Origin of the sequence: Thermoactinomyces sp. DSM 45891 (genome assembly GCF_900119485.1) — a bacterium.
In the GTDB taxonomy this organism is placed as follows: Bacteria; Bacillota; Bacilli; order Thermoactinomycetales; family Thermoactinomycetaceae; genus Baia.
On sequence record NZ_FPJZ01000019.1, the window covers coordinates 1 to 19,651 of the forward strand.

Below are 19,651 nucleotides of genomic sequence, written 5' to 3' on the forward strand. Positions count from 1 at the left end.
AAGCTAATGCACCGCGGGCCCATCCGTAAGTGATAAATCTTTTACTTGTCCTTCATGCGAAGATCAAGATTATCCAGTATTAGCTCCGGTTTCCCGAAGTTATCCCAGTCTTACGGGCAGGTTGCCCACGTGTTACTCACCCGTTCGCCGCTAGGAGCTAAAAGCTCCTCGCTCGACTTGCATGTATTAGGCACGCCGCCAGCGTTCGTCCTGAGCCAGGATCAAACTCTCCATTGAAAGTTTGAGCTAAGCTCAATTTAAAGTAATTAAACAGGTCTTGGTTCATTCACTCTTTAGTTTTCAAGGAACACATTTTTTCTTCTAAAACCTTGTCGTTATCGTTCAGCGACAAAATTTATTCTACCATAATCTTAGAATCAGTGTCAACAATTTTTTATTGTTTTTTCAAAGCATCTAAGTCTCATGTTGTCTGTATTTCCGTGCGCTTCATCAGCGACGTTGATTAATATAACACGGTCTAAATAGCTTGGTCAATACCTTTTTTAAAAATAGTAAACACCTTTTGTAATGATCGATTGGTACGCTGATTACACATTTGTATCTTCTGGCTACTATCTACGTCCATACGATCATATTTCCTTATTTCTTCAAAGAAATATCTCATCCCACCCTCTCCAATATCCTTCAACAATTGACGATATTGCTCACGGCATGACACATAGAATCGTACAGCCTCTTTATTAGATAGATTTTCTAAATTCATCCTCTCGAGTTGCCCACGACTCCATATCTCCTCTGACTTCATCTGTATTTGCGATGTAGGAAACAACAGCTCCTCATAGTACATAGCCGCACCCTCTTGAAACCAATAGGCAGCGTTATCATAGGTTAAATCACTGATAACTTGATGGGTTAACTCGTGCACGATGCCTGATTTCTCCCATTCAGAGGATGTATTAGGCGCAGAAACTAGCTTAATGGCCTGATTGGCCTCATTCCACCCTCCAACCCAATTCGGTAGTGAAGGCTTCACTGATTGAGCCAAGTGATCTGCACGTTGAAAGACCTTGATTTCAATCGGCTTTGGCGTCCATCCAAGTTTTTGCTGAAAGTAGGTTCGTCCCTTTTCTACTGCAACCTGATAATCATGTTCCTTGCGAAGTAGATCAAAATGCTCCACTTTCAATGTACCCCATGTCGTTTTCTTTTGATGAAATGGTTGTTCCACCTCCACCCAGTGCCTCTTCCGTGGATCATACTTTACCACGAGCGAATACTGGTTCTCCGTTTGCTTCCCTTGATGAGTATAGCTTTGTTTTATATGGGCAACGGTACCTAAAGATGTGGTTTCCACTTTATCGAGTTGTAACCGATAGCTCTTTCGATCGATATAATGAAATGCGTCATCAAACCATCTCTTCTGTTCTTGAAAATAACTTTGCGAGGAGTCGGCAATCCATTCTGTCCAATCAAACCATGTGCCCTTTTGTAAAGCTTGCTCTCTCTTATGGACTAGTTGGCGAATCCCTGCTACATCACTTGGTGAAGCGGCATCTGCAAGAATCTGTACAACGCGATTCGATTCTTCCTTCCCAAAATCCATTCCCACTCCTACAGAAGCAATCACTATCCAAGTCATTATAACAACTATTCGCCTGCATTGAATCATCCAAATCCCCCCTCTACAAGCTAGAATCTGCTATTCGTCTCATTTCCATACTTGCTCATCTTTTCCTCATATTCTTCTTTTAATAATCCAAACACCAGATGATCTACGTAGTGATCATACAGCCACTCCGTTTGTCGTATTAACCCTTCTTGAACAAAGCCTAGGCTCCTCGGAATCGCTTGACTTCTTTTGTTCCCAGTTGCCACACGAATCTCTATCCGATTCAGATCCATCTCTTGAAATCCATAGCGAACCATCTGTGTACAGGCACGCCTCACGATCCCCTTTCCTTGCATATCTTCACTCAACCAGTATCCAATCTTCCCATAACGATGATTCAGGTTTACCTCATTAAAGCCAATACACCCTACCAGATCGTCTTTATACCAAATGCCTGCATTAATTAATTGAGCACGCTTAAATTGATTTTCACAAAATGTGAGGAAACTACGTGTATCTTCAATCGATTTTGTACCATCCACCCAAGGTACCCAATTACGCAAATGAAATCGATTTTGATCTACTAACCGAAATAAAATCTCCTCCTCATACGTTTCTAACTGCTTAAGCGTTATATCTTCACTCACTTTCCTATGAAACATGTCTCACAATCCCCCTCGAATAGAAATAAAAGATAATGATACAAAAAAGAGCCCTGTAACCATAACAGAACTCCTCTACTTCACTATTCATTCAGATAAATAAAACGTACAACGAATACAATTCCTAATACATACATGATCCAGTGGACTTTTTTTCCTTCGCCCGCAACAAGCTTCGTAATAGGGTATAGAACAAAGCCTAATGCAATTCCTGTGGCGATACTGAAGGTTAAGGGCATCATGATAATCGTAAAAAAGGCAGGAATGGACTCACTCAGTTCATTCCAGTTAATATCTTTTAAGGAAGAAGCCATGAGCACACCTACGATAATAAGTGCCGGAGCCGTAATCGCTGGAACAGATGCTAATGCTTTTACGATTGGAAAGAAAAACAAAGATGCTAGGAAGCAAAAAGCGGTAACGACAGAAGTAAAACCAGTTCGGCCACCTGTTGCAACGCCCGCACTTGATTCAACATAAGAAGTAACAGTGGAAGTCCCTAAAGATGCCCCCGCCATAGCCGCAATCGAATCCGTAGTAAGTGCACGTCCCGCACGAGGAAGCTTATTATCTTTTAATAGTCCAGCTTGATTCGCCACTCCAACTAATGTACCTGCATTATCAAAGAGATCCACAAACAAGAATGCAAAAATAATCGTAAAAATCCCGACATCCATTGCAGCTACAATGTCCATCTTGAATAAAGTAGGCTCGATACTTGGAGGTAATGAGAAAAAGGCAGTTGGTGCTTTTACTTGATTGGTTATGATTCCTACGATAGCCGTAGACATCATTCCAATAAAAATAGCGCCTTTCACATTGCGGATCATCAAGATAATCGTGACAATGAAACCAAACAGGGTTAGCAAGATCATGGGGTCGCTTGCCAACTTAGGACTTAAACCTACAAAGGTGGCTGGATTAGCTACAACGATTCCAGATTCTTTTAAACCAATAAAAGAAACAAACAATCCAATCCCAGCTGATACTGCGAATTTTAAGCTTGGTGGTATGGAGTTAATAATCATCTCACGTACCTTTGTTACGGTTAATAGCAGAAACACAACCCCCGAAACAAACACCGCACCCAAAGCTGTCTGCCAAGGGATCTTCATCCCTAAGCAAATGGTAAACGTAAAATATGCATTTAATCCCATGCCTGGTGCCAGTGCCAAAGGGTAGTTTGCAATAATCCCCATCAAAAGCGTACCCAGTGCAGATGCAACAGCTGTAGCAACGAAGACAGCTCCAAAGTCCATCCCTGTTTTGGATAACATGTCCGGATTTACCAATAAGATATAAGCCATCGCAAAGAAGGTAGTAATCCCTGCCAGAACTTCCGTACGTCCATTCGTTCCATGTTTGTCAAATTGAAAATATTTGGCGATAAAGGACCGTTTGACTTTCGCCGCTTCCATGGTGTCTTCCTCCTGCTCTTGTCGAACCTCTTTTATCCTCTCGTTTTCAACGAAGTCCCTTTGCTATTCCCACTCAATGGTAGACGGCGGCTTTGAAGTAATATCATAAACAACACGGTTCACTCCATCGACTTCATTTACAATGCGAGTGCTGATTTTCTCTAGGATCTCATAGGGAATCCTAGCCCAGTCAGCAGTCATTCCATCAATCGAAGTAACAGCTCGAATCCCAACCGTGTAGGCATAGGTACGAACATCGCCCATAACACCTACGCTACGGAAATCAGGAAGGGCGGTGAAATACTGCCAAATTTCACGATCTAAGCCCGCTTTCGCAATTTCATTTCGTAAAATTTCATCAGATTCTCTAACAATCGTAAGCTTTGCCTCTGTTACTTCTCCAATCACACGAATCCCGAGACCTGGACCTGGAAACGGTTGTCTCCAGACAATCTCAGCTGAGAGCCCTAACTCTTCCCCAACTTTGCGCACTTCATCTTTAAAGAGTGTGTTTAGTGGCTCGATCAATTGCATGGTCATATCCTCCGGAAGACCACCCACGTTATGATGTGACTTAATCGTATGAGCCGTATCCGTACCTGACTCAACAATATCGGTATATAGAGTGCCTTGTCCTAGAAATTCATGTAATCCAATCTTTGCCGATTCTTCCTCAAAGACACGAATGAATTCATTACCGATCATTTTTCGTTTCTCTTCTGGATCTGTTACACCTTTGAGCTTGGATAAGAATCGCTCTCTTGCATCGATTTTCACCAAGTTCATACGGAAATGCTCTCCAAATGTTTTCATTACGCCTTCTGCTTCGCCTTTTCGCAAAAGACCGTGATCGACAAACATACAGGTTAGTTGGTCTCCAATCGCCCGATGAATCAACGCTGCCACTACAGAAGAGTCAACTCCACCGCTGAGCGCGCACAACACCTTCTTATCTCCAACCATCTGGCGAATATCCTGAATCGTATCTTCAATAAATGTTTCCATCGACCAATTCCCTACGCAACCGCAAACTTCAAACAAGAAGTTACGAATCATCTCAGTTCCATGGATAGAATGGCGCACTTCGGGGTGGAACTGAACAGCGTACACTTTTCTCGTAGCATCACTCATAGCCGCAACAGGAGCAGACTCCGTTTTAGCATCGACTACAAATCCTGTTGGTGGTTTCAGTACCACATCACTGTGGCTCATCCATACCGTTTGTTTTGCTTCCAACTCACGGTATAAAGCACTATCTGACACGACTTCTATCTCTGCTTTTCCATACTCACGTTTATGTGCACGACCTACACTTGCTCCAAAGTGGCTACTGATCATCTGCATCCCATAACAAATCCCAAAGATCGGAATTCCTAGATCAAAAATAGCAGGATCACATTTAGGTGCATGATCCTCATATACACTATTTGGACCGCCAGAGAAAACAATTCCTTTAGGAGCCATCTCTTTTAATTCTTCAGCCGTGATTTTGTGTGAAACAAGCTCGCTATACACTCCTAAATCACGAATTCGTCGAGCAATTAATTGGTTATATTGACCTCCAAAATCAAGTACAACTACACGTTCGATGGATTTGTCCATCTTTTCCATCCCTCTCTACTAATAGAAAAATATATGTATAAACAAAAACCAGGGCACCCCTATCGCCTACGCGACATAAGTACCCCGGTCCCCCCGTATTCTTCATAAAATCCCTTGATTAACCATGTGACAATCAAATGATTTTATAAAGAAGTGAAAAAGAGCATCCCGGTGACCTCATAACACGTAGTCCAGCTATTTTATGGTAGCTGGGTAGAGACTATCAGGCCATATTCCTGAAAATATACGTTAAGTCTACCTCGACTTATCTTACCAAGGGTTCAGGTAATGGTCAATAAGGGTAACAAAATCGGAAATTTCCATAATCCTCTTTTGCTTCCATAGATTCTCCTAAATTTTATATCGTCATACATGATAATGTAGCATAGAAATCTCTTTTTCATCTGGACGGGTCTCTATCCATTCGACAGGCTCTACATGTACATGTACATGCTCGATTTGATTATTTTTTAAAAGTTGTTCTTCTACTTTTTCTGTTACTTCATGGCTTTTCAAAACAGATAAATGAGGATCTACTCCAATCGTCACTTCAATATGGTAATGGGATCCATGTGACCTAGCACGGAAATGGATCACCTTTTGCACCTGATCAATGCGGCTCACTTCATCCATCATTCCTTGAAGTGATGATTGATCTACTCCGTCCGTCAAGCAGAGAATAGCTGGTTTAGCTACCTCCCAACCTGTTCGAATAATGAGAAAACCGATCACAACTGCAGAAACCGCATCGAGCCATGGATACCCAATCCACGTTCCTACAATCCCTACCACAGCTCCCATACTTACCCACGCATCAGAGCGATTATCCTTTGCGGCAGCGGCTAACGCCTGACTACCCGTTTTCTTACTTAATCTCGAATTATAAAATGAAACCATTAACATCACGAGAGCGGAGAGGACCGAAATCCACAAAGCAATAGGATGTATCGCTATGGTTTCTGGGTTCCCAATCGTCGTAATAGCACGAATCCATACTTCCAGCCCAACCAATACCATGAAAGATGCTGCAACAAGGGTAGCTACTGTTTCTGCTTTTTTATGGCCATAATGATGGTCCTCATCAGCTGGTTGAAGCGAGACTTTCAATCCAATCAAGATTGCAACCGACAGCAAAATATCCGTCACATTATTCAATCCATCCGCAGCCACAGCTTCAGAATGAGCCCAAAACCCAACCGCCAATTTCGCTATAGCTAGTAATAGATAGGCTCCAATACTTAGCCATGCCCCCTTCTGCGCTTCTTGCATCTCCCTCATCCTCTCCATTAGATCCTTTTTCATCTTAATGAATGAAAACCGTCTTAGTCTAGAGAAACGTTGTTGACCGAAGATAGATTTCATGTGCAGATTCAGCAATGTTGCATAGGTGAAAAACACTAAGATGTAGGTAGTTCGGCCAAATCCAACCTATTATGGGATTTTGTTTACGGTGATCCTAATAAGGGAAGAGAAAATCAGAATAAACAATTCATGGAGAGGTTGAGTAAATATGTTCGGAAAAATAGCAGCTGATATGTTAGGGATTAGTGATGTAGGTACTGTTATCCGGCCAAAAGACTACGATAAAGTGGATGCCGATGACTATGTGATGCATGAAGATGGCGAGAAAATTTATTTTCTAATTAAGTCGAAGTCGGATGAATATTGCTTTACGAATAAGGCACTTATTCACCTTGATGGTACCAGCGCAGTAAGTAAGAAGCGCACCCTTCGTCGATATGACTATTATGCTTTTCAAATTTCCAATGTATCTTTAGAAACAGCTGGAACGGTGGACCTCGACGTAGAGATTAAGTTTACTATGGGGAACACACATTATTCGATCGATGTTCACAAAAAGCATATCGAAGAAGTAAAAGACCTATATAAGGCACTGCTGAAAATCGCGGAAATCTCTTATGACAACGATCTCTCCTTGAATCACGCAAAACAGAGTTTAGAAGTAGCCTCTAACACTGTTAGCACCATTCGCAGCACAGAAAGCGACATAGTCGACCAGTTTAAACAGATTAATCAATGGTCATTTACTTGGCTTCAAGATACAATCAAACAATTCCATCCAAAAGATTTTGGACATGTGTTCGAACGTTATATCAATAACTAACCAATATCAAAAACGAACTCTTACTCACTAGAGTTCGTTTGTTCATTTCCCCATGTAAAATGTAACATAAAGAAAGAATCCCTCTGAACATAGTTCAGAGGGATTCTTTTGTAAAGGTGAGGCTCCTCTGGGGGACCGAATTACATCATTCCACCCATGCCGCCCATACCGCCCATGCCGCCCATACCGGCTGCCGCATCTGGACCTTTGTTTTCTTCTGGTTTATCTACTACCACTGCTTCTGTTGTAAGTACAATAGCTGCTACAGACGCTGCATTTTGTAGCGCAGAGCGAGTTACTTTAGCAGGATCTACTACGCCCGCTTGGATCATATTTACCCATTCGCCAGAAAGTGCATTGAAGCCAATGCCTACTTCTTCACGTTTGAGGCGTTCTACAATTACAGAGCCTTCTAAACCTGCATTGTCAGCGATTTGACGAATTGGTTCTTCAAGAGCACGTTTGATGATGCTTACACCTGTTTTCTCATCGCCCATAACATAAGAAGCTTCAAGCTCTTCAACCGCACGAATCGCGTTTACAAGGGCAGTACCACCACCTGCTACGATCCCTTCTTCTACTGCTGCACGAGTTGCGTTCAATGCATCCTCGATACGAAGCTTTTTCTCTTTAAGCTCGGTTTCGGTTGCTGCACCTACTTTAATTACTGCAACGCCACCTGCTAGTTTCGCGAGGCGCTCTTGAAGTTTTTCTTTGTCAAACTCAGAAGAGGTGTCTTCGATTTGTTGACGAATTTGGCCAACACGTGCTTTGATTTCACCTTGATCACCAGAACCATCTACGATAATGGTGTCTTCTTTGTTAACCCGTACTTGACGTGCACGACCCAGAACTTCAGGTCCCACTGATTTAAGATCTAGACCGATCTCTTCTGTTACGACTTGAGCACCTGTTAATGCCGCAATGTCTTGTAGCATAGCTTTACGACGGTCACCGAAGCCAGGAGCTTTTACAGCTACAGCAGTGAAAGTTCCGCGTAGTTTGTTTACTACGAGCATTGCCAACGCTTCGCCTTCTACATCTTCCGCGATGATGAGTAGTTGACGGCCTTGTTGTGCTACTTTTTCAAGGATTGGTAGGATGTCTTGAACAGAGCTGATTTTCTTATCTGTAATCAAGATAACTGGCTCTTCGAGTACCGCTTCCATCTTATCTGCATCTGTAACCATGTATGGAGAAATATATCCACGATCAAATTGCATACCTTCTACCACTTCAAGCTCAGTGTTAAAGCCTTTGGATTCTTCCACGGTAATAACGCCGTCTTTACCCACGCGCTCCATGGCTTCTGCAATCAATTGACCTACTTCATCATCGTTTGCAGAAATAGCAGCTACTTGTGCAATAGACTCTTTTCCTTCGATTGGTTGAGAAATACGGCCAATTTCTTCTACCGCTTTACGAACTGCTTTATCAATCCCTTTGCGGACGATCATTGGGTTTGCACCAGAGGTAACGTTTTTCAAACCTTCACGAATGATCGCTTGAGCCAGTACGGTTGCAGTCGTTGTACCATCACCTGCTACATCGTTCGTTTTGGTTGCTACTTCTTTTACAAGTTGTGCACCCAAGTTTTCGGTCGGATCTTCTAATTCGATTTCTTTTGCAATGGTTACGCCGTCATTCGTGATAAGCGGGGAACCAAATTTTCTCTCGAGTACTACGTTACGACCTTTTGGTCCAAGGGTTACTTTCACTGCATCAGCCAATGCATCTACACCACGTAGCATTGCACGGCGAGCATCTTCACTAAATTGAATGTTTTTAGCCATTCTTTTTATCCCCTTTCGTTATGTAAATAAAGAATTTAGTAGTCTTACTTTTATAATCTATTAATCAACGATTGCAAGAATATCACTTTCACGAAGGATCAAGTATTCTTTTTCACCGTACTTCACTTCGGTACCAGCGTACTTGGAGAAAATAACCGTATTACCTACTCCTACTTCTAGTGGAAAACGATTTCCTTTTTCGTCAATACGACCAGAACCTACTGCTACGATGTGGCCCTCTTGTGGCTTCTCTTTTGCAGACTCAGGAAGGACAAGACCACTTACTGTTTTTTCCTCACGAGCTACTGCTTCTAACACGACACGATCACCTAATGGCTTAATCATGGGCAAATAACCTCCTTCAAAATAGATCCTTTTCTTAATTAGCACTCACCCTAAGCGAGTGCTAATAACACTTATAATGATAGTAAGTTTGAACCAATTTTGCAAGCATTTTTGATGAAAAAAATAAGAGCAAATTCCTTAAATTAGGAACTGCTCTCACTATGATCCTCCTCTACCTCTTCACCTTCCCAACTTTTCTCTTCGGTTTCTATACGTTTATATTGCCATATTGAAATAAGAACACTAATTTCATACAGAATAATTAATGGGATTGCAATTACCAAATTGGCGATAATGGTTGGCGGAGCAACTAGGGTAGATATCACCACCATAGCAAAATACGCAACACGGCGAATTTTGTGTAGCAGACTCGGAGTAATGAGCTTCAGTCTAGTTAAAAACAACACGACTACAGGTAGTTCAAACAATAATGCGAGTGGAACAATCACATTGACCATAAAGTCAAAGTATTGATAAACCCCATACATCTCCATGACATTCATTTGTTTGGATAAGTTAGCCATGAATTGATATAACATAGGAAAGACCACATAGTATCCAAATGCAAGTCCACCCAAAAACAGAAAAAAGGACGCAGGTATGTAAAGACCTGCATTTTTCTGCTCATGCGAGCGTAACCCTGGCTTTACAAATTGCCATATATGATACAAAATCACGGGCAGAGTAAAGATCATCGAACAGATCATGGCAATCTGTACATATACCATCAAAGGGTCACTAGGACTAAATGCATGTATAGGCACATTGGCACCAATCGCATCATTTTTAATAAATTCAAATAGGTCCGTGGCATAAATAAAACTTACAATAAGCGATACGAGAAAAGTAAGCAGAACCCAGATAATCCGTCGCCGTAGCTCTGTCAAATGTTCGGTAAGTGGTTGTGTCTCTTCGTTCATATATATTCCCTTCTAACTATAATCTCGAAGGCAATTAGCTTCGTTTATTTGCTACCTCTTCCAAGCTTTCTTCCGCATCTTCATCGGCTGGATATTTCTTCAAGAAGTAAATTAATGTCTGCAATTCAGAGGTTAAATCGATGTGGTGTATGCGAACGGGCGGGGGTGCCGTAATGCGTGCAGGGGTAGTCTGAGCCACATTTACAGGAACTGTAAGAATCGCAACTTCCACATGATGTAAGGAGATGATCTCCGATAACCGATCCATTCCAAAGATAGTAATCCCATCGATATCCTTCCCAATTTTCGCAGCATCTTCATCAAATCCAGCGACAATCTTGGTATTATGGCTTCGATAAAAATTATATCTTAATAGGGCAGTTCCTAAATTTCCTACTCCTACTAATACTACATTGGTTACTTCATCTTGTTTTAAAAAATCTCGTAAAAATTGCAATAGATATGTGACATTATATCCATATCCCTTCTTGCCTAATTCCCCTAGATAAGAAAAATCACGACGAATGGTTGCTGGATCAATCTGCAAAGCTTCGCTGAGATCAGCAGAAGAGATCCGTTGTTTTCCGATGGCATGTAGCTTTTCAAGATACCGATAATAGAGCGGTAACCGTTTCGCCGTCACCTGCGGAATTTTTTGATCTGACATAAGACCCCTCCCGGCTCATTTCGTTACTGATCCTGTATATTTATAACATCTTATTTTAACTATACCAAATTCTGATACATCAAAGTGAAAACAGTTTTGTAAAAGTACAGACATAATTCATCTTACAATCATGCGTCTCGGGATATACCGTTTCTAACAAGTTTTCACTATCCCAAATCCCTAATCGGACAATATGAGGAAACTTCGCAAAGAATCGATCGTAATAACCTGCTCCATATCCGAGGCGATATCCCTTCTGATCAAATCCAACACCCGGGACCAAAGCTAGCTGAATCATTCGCGGATCAACCTCACGACCTAGTTCTTCGACAGGTTCCATAATCCCATAAGCGCCCTTTCTTAACTCACTGCTACATCGAACTTCAAAAAATTTTATATTCTTCGTCTCTGGGTATGACTTCGGAAAAACTACTTTCTTCCTGTTCTCCCATGCATTTTCGATAACCTCATCCACATTTACTTCATTACGAAACGAAGCATATACCGCAATGATATCGCTATTTATATATCCATTCCAGTGTACAATCCGTTCACAAATTTGCTGTGCCATCTGCCTAGAATCCTCTTCAGAACGGTACCTTCTCTTTTCTAATAGTTCAGCTCGTAACGTTTGTTTATTGGAATAAGAGTCCGTCAACATATTCCCCCCACTCTCCTTCTCGTACCCACATTGTACATGAAAAATCGTAAATCGGTTTGCCCTTCGTTTTCTCCTCTATTACACTAAGGAAAGATGAGGTGGAGATCATGTTAATACAAGCAAAGAATATATATAAATCATTCGGCGAAAACGAAGTCTTGCAAGACATTCAACTACAGATTAATCCACAAGAAAAAGTAGGATTAATTGGTGCAAATGGAGCTGGCAAATCAACCTTATTAAAAATCATGATCGGCCAACTACTCCCGGACCAAGGTGAAATGATCGTTGGAAGAAAAGCGCAAATTGGCTATCTAGCACAACAGACAGGCCTTCAGTCCGAGCGGTCTATCTGGGATGAAGTATTACAAGTATTCGCCCCTATACTGGCTATCGAACAAAAAATACGCACACTAGAAGCCGAGATAAGCAAAGAAGAAATCTATTCAAATGAAGATCAATATCAACGATATCTCCGTCAATATGGGAGTTATCAAGAAGAATTTGAACAAGTTGGCGGTTACTCATACGAAGCAAAAATGCGTGGTGCCTTACATGGACTGGGCTTAGGTCATTTAGATGTTCATCACACGAAGATTAGTGAGATTAGTGGCGGACAAAAAACACGGGTTTCCTTAGCTAAAATGCTTTTAGAGGAACCTGATCTATTGATTTTAGACGAGCCAACTAACTATCTCGACCTACAAGCTACTGAATGGCTGGAGCAGGCATTAAAAAATTATCCAGGAGCACTTCTTATCGTCTCCCACGATCGCTTTTTCCTAGACCAACTCGTACAAGTAATCTATGAAATCGAACGGAGCAAAGCGACTCGTTACGTTGGCAACTACTCACAATATGTTGTTAAAAAAGAAGAACGAGCCTTAACCTATGAAAAACTGTATGAACAGCAACAAAAAGAGATCAAGAAACTGGAAGAGTTTGTTCAGAAAAATATTGCTCGAGCAACTACGACAAAGCGTGCACAAAGTCGTAGAAAAACATTAGAGAGGATGGAGAGACTGGATATACCCGAATCCGCCCTCAAGCAAGCATCCATCCGATTTGAAACCTCTGTTACCAGCGGGAAAGAAGTCCTCCTAGCAAAAAATCTCTCTGTTGGATACGAACAGCCGCTCATTCAAGATCTCTCTTTTCGTGTAAGCCGAGGAGAACGGATCGCCCTACTTGGGCCAAATGGGACAGGAAAGTCTACCTTGCTGAAAACGATCGCAAGTCAACTGTCTCCTCTAACCGGAGATCTTCAGTTTGGTACCAATGTAGAAGTTGATTACTATGATCAAGAACAAAAACTGCTTACCTATGATAAAAGCGTGCTAGATGAAATATGGGACGATTACCCTACACTGGATCAAACCATCATCCGTTCCCATCTCGGTCAATTTTTGTTTCAAGGAGATGATGTATACAAGCTTGTTAAAGACCTGAGCGGTGGTGAACGCGCTAGACTCTCCCTAGTTAAATTATTGCTTAATCAGGCCAATTTCCTTCTAATGGATGAGCCGACTAACCATCTAGATCTAGCAACTAAGGAGCGACTCGAATCAGCACTCGAAGAGTATCCTGGAACCATTCTCTTTGTCTCTCATGACCGCTATTTCATCAGGCGACTGTCCAATCGAGTATGGGAATTAGCACCTGATGGAATCACTGCTTATGATGGAGACTACGATTGGTACCTAGAGAAAAAAGCACTCGAACAATTTGAAGAAACTCTTTCACCCAAAAACGAAGAACCCCTACCAAAAGGAGACGCCTACCAACATCGCAAACAGAGCAAAGAAGAACAACGGCGTCTAAAACAGCATCAGCGCGAACTACAAGAACTAGAGCAAACCATTACGATACTAGAGTCAAGAATTACAGATATCCAAGCAGAGATGTGCAAGGAAGAAGTTTTTTCGGATCCTCAAAGAAGTAGCTCTCTGCAGAAAGAACTGCAATCCTTAGAGGAACAACTCCTTGTCAAAACCGATGAATGGACTGAATTAGCTGATCAGACTTAGTTATCCACAAAGTTATCCACAGGTTATTCACTTTATCCACATATATAAAAACAGCGTACAAGCTTAGGGTGTACGCTGTTTTTATAAGATAAACTTATTTTATTAATGGTAATCCTGGATTGGCATTAAGAGTTAAATCTGCAAATTTTCCCTCATAATATAAATAAGTACCTGCCGCAGCGATCATAGCCGCGTTATCTGTGCAGAGCTCAAGCGGCGGGATTCGCAACGTAACCCCTTCTTCCTCTGCACGCTTCATAAGCCTGACACGTAGCCCACTATTCGCAGAGACTCCCCCTGCAAGAAGTAATTGCTTGACACCATTCTGTTTTACAGCGCGGAATGCCTTTTCTACCAGCACGTCTAAAACAGCCGCTTGAAAACTAGCTGATAGATCTTCTTGACGGACCTCCTCCCCTTTTCGCTCGGCCTTCTGCATCAATTGCATTACGGATGATTTTAGACCACTAAAGCTAAAGTCTAATGAATCAGGCTCTAACCATGCACGAGGTAAGTCATAAATAGCCTTCCCTTGTGCTGACAAGCGGTCAATTTGCGGCCCTCCTGGATAAGGCAAACCCATAAACCTGGCCACTTTATCAAACGCTTCCCCTGCGGCATCATCTCGTGTTTGTCCCAATCTTACAAAATGAAGGTGATTCTCCATATAGATTAACTCCGTATGCCCACCTGACACTACAAGCGCCACTAATGGAAATTCAAGCGGCGTTACTAGATGATTAGCGTAAATATGTCCCGCTATATGGTGAACCGGTACAAGTGGTAGTTTTAAAGCATACGCCAATGCCTTCGCACTCGCCACACCAATTAATAAGGCCCCCACTAATCCTGGGCCTTGCGTTACAGCAATTGCATCCAATCTCTCCTTGGTTACATTTGCTTCGGCTAACGCCTGTTCAATAATGATCGTAATTCTCTCCACATGGCGCCTGGAAGCAACTTCAGGAACAACCCCTCCAAAGCGACGATGTACATCCATCTGCGAAGAAATGACATTTGATAGGACTTTCGTCCCATTTTTCACTACAGCCACAGACGTTTCATCACAACTTGTCTCAATTCCTAAAATTAGACTATTTTTTTTATAACTCATTTGTATGTCACCCACATTATCAAGGCATCTTCTTTATTATCGGAATAGTAATTAGGTCGTAACCCCGTTACCTCGAAATCTAACTTTTTGTATAGCTGCTGAGCAATCTGATTAGAGGCTCGTACTTCTAACGTCATTTTCTCCGCCCCATATAGCGTAGAAAACTCCATCGCATACCGAAGCAACAACTCTCCAAATCCCTTCCCACGACATCTAGAGTGAACGGCAATATTCGTAATATGTGCCTCATCAATAATCACCCACATCCCGCAATATCCTACCACAGTCCCTTCTATTTCTAACACGAGATACCGTGCAAATGGATTCGTCGTCAACTCATCTCGAAAAGCTTGTCCTGTCCATGGATGCGGGAAAGCATCTCGTTCCACATCCAACACCTGAGGGATATCGTCCACTACCATCGAACGAAATTGAATCTGGATCTCCTGCTCAATTGACATCGGTTCCTGTCCCCTACTTTTGCTTTTTTAACCAATTTGCCTCTGCTTCCGTTACTTGAAGATAATTGAGTGCAAATTGCTGACCAAGTGGTTCTTCTCCACGAAGGATTCGTTGCAAGCTCATTTCACCTAATTCAGAAGCACGAGGTAGATTCTCGGGTGGACTTCCAAAATAAGCATTCTCATTTAGAGTTTCTTCCATGATACTCCGAAATTTGCTCACATCATCACCTAAGAACAAGATCGGCTCATTCAGTCGCTTACATTGTTCTAGTAGGTCTGTTATCTCCAATACTTGTTGTCCTAGTACTTCGCTAACTCCCGAAGCATTCGAACGATAAACGCCTGTATAAACACGATTTCGGCGTGCATCAAGTAACGGAACGATCAACCCCGGAAACCGTTTCCCATTCATCGCTAGCACCGATAAACTAGACTCTGCATATAGCGGGAGATCGTGAGTCCAAGCCAATGTTTTGGCTGTCGTAACACCAATCCGAATCCCCGTATAAGAGCCCGGTCCTGATGTAACACTAATAGCCGTGATCTCTTGGAGTTCAATGGAGAGGTCTTTCAATAATCCAGCTACCGTAGGCATAAGACGCTCCGAATGGGTTTTATATAGATTGTTTGTTACCTCTCCCAATACCTTTCCTTCTTCAACTACTGCGACACCGAGAACTAACGTGGAGGTATCGATTGCTAAGATTTTCAATCCCACGACACATCCTTCGCCAAACGCTTTGCACGTTCACTATTAATTGGAAACGAAATACTCCTCGTTCCATCCTCTTGCACCTCAAATGAGAACGAAATCGTATCATCGGGCAAAATTTCCTGGATTATGGATGCCCACTCAATAACACAAATCCCGTCCCCATAAAAATATTCTTCTAGACCTAGATCACTCTCAATGCCATCTAAACGATACACATCCATATGATATAGAGGCAAACGCCCTTGATACTCTTTTATCACAGTAAATGTAGGACTATCCACATACCTCTCTATTTCTAAGCCCTTCGCTAATCCCTGACAAAAAGTTGTTTTTCCTGCTCCAAGCCCACCTTCTAGAGCAAAAACATCCCCTTCTTGCACATGAGAAGCGAGGCTCCTTGCAAGAAGCCTCGTCTCTTCTCCAGAGGTAGTATGCCATATCTTCTTTTCCAATTCATCTCACCTACTCATCTATCTGAACTCATTATCCTAGACCTACGATCGAAACGCAAACATCATATTCCAGACAAATAAAAAAGCCCGTAGCATAAGCCACGAACTTCTGAGTTGGAGCGGGTGAAGGGAATCGAACCCTCGCAATCAGCTTGGAAGGCTGATGTTCTACCATTGAACTACACCCGCATATTAAGATGGTCTGTAGATGGTGCGGTCGGCGAGACTCGAACTCGCACGTCCATAGGACACTACCCCCTCAAGATAGCGTGTCTGCCAATTCCACCACGACCGCGTACTCACTTCATTTAATTGTAAAAGTATATGGTGCGGGTGGAGGGACTTGAACCCCCACGCCGTGAAGCGCCAGAACCTAAATCTGGTGCGTCTGCCAATTCCGCCACACCCGCATATACGAAAATCATGGTGAGCCATGAAGGGCTCGAACCTTCGACCCTCTGATTAAAAGTCAGATGCTCTACCAACTGAGCTAATGGCTCTCACTAAGATGTCAAACTACAATGGCTGGGAAGGAAGGGATCGAACCTTCGCATGACGGAGTCAAAGTCCGTTGCCTTACCGCTTGGCTACTTCCCATTAAAAAACATGGGGCGACCGGAGGGAATTGAACCCTCGAATGCCGGAATCACAATCCGGTGCGTTAACCACTTCGCCACGACCGCCAAAAAGTAGACTTTAAATATGGCGGAGCTGACGGGATTCGAACCCGCGATCTCCTGCGTGACAGGCAGGCATGTTAGGCCTCTACACCACAGCTCCGCATTAAAAAAGTAATACTGGTGGACGCTGACGGGATCGAACCGCCGACCCCCTGCTTGTAAGGCAGGTGCTCTCCCAGCTGAGCTAAGCGTCCAAAAATGGTGACCCGTAGGGGATTCGAACCCCTGCATGCCAGCGTGAAAGGCTGGTGTGTTGAACCGCTTCACCAACGGGCCAAAAAATGTCTGGCGGAGAGAGAGGGATTCGAACCCTCGCGACGCGTAATTACGTCCTAAAGCATTAGCAATGCTTCCTCTTCGGCCTCTTGAGTATCTCCCCGAATTGGCTCCTCAAGTAGGACTCGAACCTACAACCTACCGATTAACAGTCGGGCGCTCTACCATTGAGCTATTGAGGAATATCGTAATCCTAATCGTTACTCACAGCAACTTTTACTATTTTATCATACAACTCTCGTTCTCGCAACACTTTTTTAAAAAAATACTGATCCAACAAGATGTTTTGTGTGCTTCGTTTTAGCGACCTCTATAATTTAGCACGATCATATATCTGTAGTCAAGCACTTAATTTCAATTTTCTTTTTGTCTTTTTTTAGGTTATAAAATCTTCTCCGAATGGGTCTTCTAGGCCGCATGTAGTCTGTTTTATACAAATGAACACTACCATTTATATACCCAATTTGAATAGGAACTGTAAGAGGACAAGAATTTATGACTTCTCGAATTTTTTATAGCATGGCACTATCTTCTTTTGTTAAGATAGGAACAAAAACCAATTTATAGAGTATCTCTCTTATAAGCAGGAGGAATCTTCATGAAGCCATTGCAGGCAGGAGCGTATCAATTCTCTCTCCCGTACCTTTCTACTCCTTCTTACATAAAAATGCATGCAGCCAACCATCCCGTTTCGACAGTAGATATCGAACTCCATATCGGACACCAGGATGATCTACTGGTTGGAAAGGAAGCGACGATTATTATATTTTCATCGCATGCTGATCCTAACTACATCGCACCTATGTTTTCTATGGTCCGAAATCTATGGCTCACAAAGCTTCATTGGAAGATCCCTACTGATAAAATTCGATTAATCGAAGTCCATACCAAATCACATGATCAAAATGATTGGCATGAGCTAGAGATGAACTGGGACTATACAGCGCATCGCTACTATGATCCCGTATGGAAGTCTATTCAGGAAACGGCATGGTACTATCAACAATATCAAGAAAAGATAAATTCATATGCTTGGGATGCTTATCAATCCTTTCCTGATATAGGAGAACACCGCCCCATTGCGTTATCACAATTATGGGAAAAATGGTTGCATAAATCAAATACTCCCTTTTGGCTGTTAAAAGCCTTGCGATCCGCAGACATCTACATTCGAACTGAAAAAATCCCGCTTCCCGTAACCGAAGTGGCGCTAACCTCTCTTAAACACTTAACAGGTATGTGTGTAAGAGATCATAACCAAAATTATGTACCTGAGGTGACCACCCTTTTAATCACAGAAATTCACAAACTCCCTACTATTATCACACCAGAAGATTACCAACAAGTGAACCCCATCACCTCTATAGCACCATAAAAAATCCCCTCGCAAATACCATTGCGAAGGGGTTTGATTTTAACAGAACGATCCATTAATCATCGCTTCCGAAAATATTAAGCAAATGCCAGAAAATCATGACGAAATCCATATACAGCATTAATGCACCAAAAATCGCAATTTTGGTTGCGCCTTCTTCACCAAACTGTGATGAATAAGCACCCATTTCTTTGATCTTTTGCATATCATATGCAGTGAGACCACAGAAAATCAGAACTGCGACATAAGAGATAATGAGACCCATTGCCCCACTCTTGATAAAGAATGCATTTGCTAAAGTAGCAATAATCACTCCAATCAACAACATGAACAATAGAGACCCTAGTTTTGTCAGGTCTTTTTTCGTTACGGCACCAAAAATGGCAAAGACACCAAACATAGCTGCTGCAATTCCAAATGCCGATGCAATCGTGCCCACTTCAAATCTTGACATGAAAGCCGCGATGGTTAAACCATTTAACGCTGCATAGAGGAAAAAGCAGAAGGAAGCAGCTGTGGCTGACATTTTCCCAAGGCGTTTAGACAAAAAGATAACCGTAATAATCTCAGCCGCAATAACAGCGTAAAAAATAATAGGTGTTCGGAGCATCGTAATGGCTTCACTATTTTGTAGTAATACACCTGCGATAATAGCCGTCATTAATAAACCAGCAAACATCCATCCAAAAACAGCTGGCATCATGCGTTGTGTAAATCGTTGCGAACTTGTTGCATTGTTTGAGAAACCTTGATTCACAGAGTAATCCTCCCTATAATCATTTAAA

General features: G+C 42.3%; 18 protein-coding genes, 11 tRNA genes, 1 rRNA gene and 1 riboswitch. Of the genes, 3 read left to right on the forward strand and 27 right to left on the reverse strand.

The genetic code is table 11. The features are described 5' to 3' along the window. The 6 genes from BT147_RS12565 to BT147_RS12590 form a co-directional block, all read right to left on the reverse strand. Positions 1 to 237, reverse strand: a 16S ribosomal RNA gene (locus BT147_RS12565); the annotation flags it as partial. A gap of 241 nt (positions 238 to 478) precedes the next feature. Beyond that, the gene (locus BT147_RS12570) at positions 479 to 1,630 is read right to left on the reverse strand and encodes a peptidase MA family metallohydrolase (RefSeq protein WP_072335964.1); all 1,152 of its coding nucleotides are present in this window, start codon (positions 1,628 to 1,630) and stop codon (positions 479 to 481) included. A 20-nt stretch (positions 1,631 to 1,650) separates the two neighbouring features. After that, a complete protein-coding gene (locus tag BT147_RS12575) occupies positions 1,651 to 2,232 on the reverse strand; it encodes a GNAT family N-acetyltransferase (protein ID WP_072335967.1) in 582 nt (193 codons plus the stop codon). Positions 2,233 to 2,315: 83 nt separating this feature from the next. Continuing rightward, on the reverse strand, positions 2,316 to 3,620 hold the full coding sequence (locus tag BT147_RS12580; protein ID WP_177239831.1) for an NCS2 family permease: 1,305 nt from the start codon (positions 3,618 to 3,620) through the stop codon (positions 2,316 to 2,318). A gap of 93 nt (positions 3,621 to 3,713) precedes the next feature. Then, positions 3,714 to 5,252 carry a glutamine-hydrolyzing GMP synthase gene (guaA, locus tag BT147_RS12585; RefSeq protein ID WP_072335973.1) on the reverse strand — a complete coding sequence of 513 codons (1,539 nt, stop codon included), beginning with the start codon at positions 5,250 to 5,252 and terminating at the stop codon, positions 3,714 to 3,716. Positions 5,253 to 5,419: 167 nt separating this feature from the next. Further along, positions 5,420 to 5,522, reverse strand: a riboswitch (purine riboswitch). Positions 5,523 to 5,618: 96 nt separating this feature from the next. After that, positions 5,619 to 6,521 (reverse strand): cation diffusion facilitator family transporter, encoded by a 903-nt coding sequence (locus BT147_RS12590; protein ID WP_177239823.1) that lies wholly within the window; start codon positions 6,519 to 6,521, stop codon positions 5,619 to 5,621. A 241-nt stretch (positions 6,522 to 6,762) separates the two neighbouring features. Between BT147_RS12590 and BT147_RS12595 the strand changes: the two genes are divergently transcribed. Continuing rightward, on the forward strand, positions 6,763 to 7,377 hold the full coding sequence (locus BT147_RS12595; RefSeq protein WP_072335979.1) for a PH domain-containing protein: 615 nt from the start codon (positions 6,763 to 6,765) through the stop codon (positions 7,375 to 7,377). Positions 7,378 to 7,517: 140 nt separating this feature from the next. On the opposite strand, the gene groL is transcribed toward BT147_RS12595, so the two are convergent. From groL to BT147_RS12620, 5 genes are all read right to left on the reverse strand, one after another. Next, on the reverse strand, positions 7,518 to 9,170 hold the full coding sequence (gene groL / locus BT147_RS12600) for a chaperonin GroEL (RefSeq protein WP_072335982.1): 1,653 nt from the start codon (positions 9,168 to 9,170) through the stop codon (positions 7,518 to 7,520). Between the two features lie 60 nt (positions 9,171 to 9,230). Next, positions 9,231 to 9,515 carry a co-chaperone GroES gene (groES, locus tag BT147_RS12605; protein WP_072335985.1) on the reverse strand — a complete coding sequence of 95 codons (285 nt, stop codon included), beginning with the start codon at positions 9,513 to 9,515 and terminating at the stop codon, positions 9,231 to 9,233. Positions 9,516 to 9,658: 143 nt separating this feature from the next. Continuing rightward, on the reverse strand, positions 9,659 to 10,435 hold the full coding sequence (gene tatC, locus BT147_RS12610; RefSeq protein ID WP_072335988.1) for a twin-arginine translocase subunit TatC: 777 nt from the start codon (positions 10,433 to 10,435) through the stop codon (positions 9,659 to 9,661). A 34-nt stretch (positions 10,436 to 10,469) separates the two neighbouring features. Continuing rightward, a complete protein-coding gene (locus BT147_RS12615) occupies positions 10,470 to 11,102 on the reverse strand; it encodes a redox-sensing transcriptional repressor Rex (RefSeq protein WP_072335991.1) in 633 nt (210 codons plus the stop codon). A 79-nt stretch (positions 11,103 to 11,181) separates the two neighbouring features. Then, positions 11,182 to 11,760 carry a 5-formyltetrahydrofolate cyclo-ligase gene (locus BT147_RS12620; RefSeq protein WP_177239825.1) on the reverse strand — a complete coding sequence of 193 codons (579 nt, stop codon included), beginning with the start codon at positions 11,758 to 11,760 and terminating at the stop codon, positions 11,182 to 11,184. A gap of 110 nt (positions 11,761 to 11,870) precedes the next feature. Between BT147_RS12620 and abc-f the strand changes: the two genes are divergently transcribed. Continuing rightward, positions 11,871 to 13,790: a ribosomal protection-like ABC-F family protein gene (gene abc-f, locus BT147_RS12625; RefSeq protein ID WP_286119478.1), complete on the forward strand. Its 1,920-nt coding sequence runs from the start codon at positions 11,871 to 11,873 to the stop codon at positions 13,788 to 13,790. Positions 13,791 to 13,884: 94 nt separating this feature from the next. Here abc-f and tsaD read toward each other — a convergent pair whose 3' ends face one another. The 15 genes from tsaD to BT147_RS12700 all read right to left on the reverse strand — a co-directional run bounded on the left by tsaD (position 13,885) and on the right by BT147_RS12700 (position 17,673). Then, the gene (tsaD, locus tag BT147_RS12630) at positions 13,885 to 14,904 is read right to left on the reverse strand and encodes a tRNA (adenosine(37)-N6)-threonylcarbamoyltransferase complex transferase subunit TsaD (RefSeq protein ID WP_072335997.1); all 1,020 of its coding nucleotides are present in this window, start codon (positions 14,902 to 14,904) and stop codon (positions 13,885 to 13,887) included. After that, positions 14,901 to 15,365: a ribosomal protein S18-alanine N-acetyltransferase gene (gene rimI, locus BT147_RS12635; RefSeq protein WP_072335999.1), complete on the reverse strand. Its 465-nt coding sequence runs from the start codon at positions 15,363 to 15,365 to the stop codon at positions 14,901 to 14,903. Before rimI ends, tsaD begins: the two co-directional genes overlap by 4 nt. Before the next feature lie 13 nt (positions 15,366 to 15,378). Next, the gene (tsaB, locus tag BT147_RS12640; protein WP_072336003.1) at positions 15,379 to 16,080 is read right to left on the reverse strand and encodes a tRNA (adenosine(37)-N6)-threonylcarbamoyltransferase complex dimerization subunit type 1 TsaB; all 702 of its coding nucleotides are present in this window, start codon (positions 16,078 to 16,080) and stop codon (positions 15,379 to 15,381) included. Continuing rightward, on the reverse strand, positions 16,077 to 16,535 hold the full coding sequence (gene tsaE, locus BT147_RS12645; RefSeq protein ID WP_072336007.1) for a tRNA (adenosine(37)-N6)-threonylcarbamoyltransferase complex ATPase subunit type 1 TsaE: 459 nt from the start codon (positions 16,533 to 16,535) through the stop codon (positions 16,077 to 16,079). Before tsaE ends, tsaB begins: the two co-directional genes overlap by 4 nt. Positions 16,536 to 16,650: 115 nt before the next feature. Next, positions 16,651 to 16,724 (reverse strand) — tRNA-Gly (locus tag BT147_RS12650). Positions 16,725 to 16,744: 20 nt separating this feature from the next. Next, positions 16,745 to 16,830: transfer RNA gene (locus BT147_RS12655), tRNA-Leu, on the reverse strand. A 30-nt stretch (positions 16,831 to 16,860) separates the two neighbouring features. Continuing rightward, a tRNA-Leu gene (locus BT147_RS12660) sits at positions 16,861 to 16,945 on the reverse strand. Between the two features lie 14 nt (positions 16,946 to 16,959). Further along, positions 16,960 to 17,035 (reverse strand) — tRNA-Lys (locus BT147_RS12665). A gap of 22 nt (positions 17,036 to 17,057) precedes the next feature. Then, positions 17,058 to 17,132: transfer RNA gene (locus BT147_RS12670), tRNA-Gln, on the reverse strand. 10 nt (positions 17,133 to 17,142) lie between these two features. Further along, a tRNA-His gene (locus tag BT147_RS12675) sits at positions 17,143 to 17,218 on the reverse strand. Positions 17,219 to 17,238: 20 nt separating this feature from the next. Then, positions 17,239 to 17,315: transfer RNA gene (locus BT147_RS12680), tRNA-Asp, on the reverse strand. Between the two features lie 18 nt (positions 17,316 to 17,333). Then, positions 17,334 to 17,409: transfer RNA gene (locus BT147_RS12685), tRNA-Val, on the reverse strand. Between the two features lie 5 nt (positions 17,410 to 17,414). Further along, positions 17,415 to 17,491 (reverse strand) — tRNA-Glu (locus BT147_RS12690). Positions 17,492 to 17,501: 10 nt separating this feature from the next. After that, positions 17,502 to 17,594 (reverse strand) — tRNA-Ser (locus BT147_RS12695). Positions 17,595 to 17,598: 4 nt separating this feature from the next. Further along, positions 17,599 to 17,673 (reverse strand) — tRNA-Asn (locus BT147_RS12700). Between the two features lie 416 nt (positions 17,674 to 18,089). Here BT147_RS12700 and BT147_RS12705 point away from each other — a divergent pair. Further along, positions 18,090 to 18,866, forward strand: coding sequence for a hypothetical protein (locus BT147_RS12705; protein WP_072336010.1), 777 nt, complete (start codon positions 18,090 to 18,092; stop codon positions 18,864 to 18,866). A gap of 55 nt (positions 18,867 to 18,921) precedes the next feature. Here the strand turns inward: BT147_RS12705 and BT147_RS12710 are convergent, their stop codons facing one another. Next, entirely contained in the window at positions 18,922 to 19,623 is a 702-nt protein-coding gene (locus BT147_RS12710) for a Bax inhibitor-1/YccA family protein (protein ID WP_072336012.1), read from the reverse strand. Positions 19,624 to 19,651: the final 28 nt, after the last annotated feature.

Coding starts and splice junctions, on each gene's coding strand:
- BT147_RS12570 (WP_072335964.1), bottom strand. CDS start 1,630: ATGATTCAATGCAGGCGAATAGTTGTTATAATGACTTGGATAGTGATT.
- BT147_RS12575 (WP_072335967.1), bottom strand. CDS start 2,232: ATGTTTCATAGGAAAGTGAGTGAAGATATAACGCTTAAGCAGTTAGAA.
- guaA (WP_072335973.1), bottom strand. CDS start 5,252: ATGGACAAATCCATCGAACGTGTAGTTGTACTTGATTTTGGAGGTCAA.
- BT147_RS12590 (WP_177239823.1), bottom strand. CDS start 6,521: ATGCAAGAAGCGCAGAAGGGGGCATGGCTAAGTATTGGAGCCTATCTA.
- BT147_RS12595 (WP_072335979.1), top strand. CDS start 6,763: ATGTTCGGAAAAATAGCAGCTGATATGTTAGGGATTAGTGATGTAGGT.
- groL (WP_072335982.1), bottom strand. CDS start 9,170: ATGGCTAAAAACATTCAATTTAGTGAAGATGCTCGCCGTGCAATGCTA.
- groES (WP_072335985.1), bottom strand. CDS start 9,515: ATGATTAAGCCATTAGGTGATCGTGTCGTGTTAGAAGCAGTAGCTCGT.
- tatC (WP_072335988.1), bottom strand. CDS start 10,435: ATGAACGAAGAGACACAACCACTTACCGAACATTTGACAGAGCTACGG.
- BT147_RS12615 (WP_072335991.1), bottom strand. CDS start 11,102: ATGTCAGATCAAAAAATTCCGCAGGTGACGGCGAAACGGTTACCGCTC.
- abc-f (WP_286119478.1), top strand. CDS start 11,871: ATGTTAATACAAGCAAAGAATATATATAAATCATTCGGCGAAAACGAA.
- tsaD (WP_072335997.1), bottom strand. CDS start 14,904: ATGAGTTATAAAAAAAATAGTCTAATTTTAGGAATTGAGACAAGTTGT.
- rimI (WP_072335999.1), bottom strand. CDS start 15,365: ATGTCAATTGAGCAGGAGATCCAGATTCAATTTCGTTCGATGGTAGTG.
- BT147_RS12705 (WP_072336010.1), top strand. CDS start 18,090: ATGAAGCCATTGCAGGCAGGAGCGTATCAATTCTCTCTCCCGTACCTT.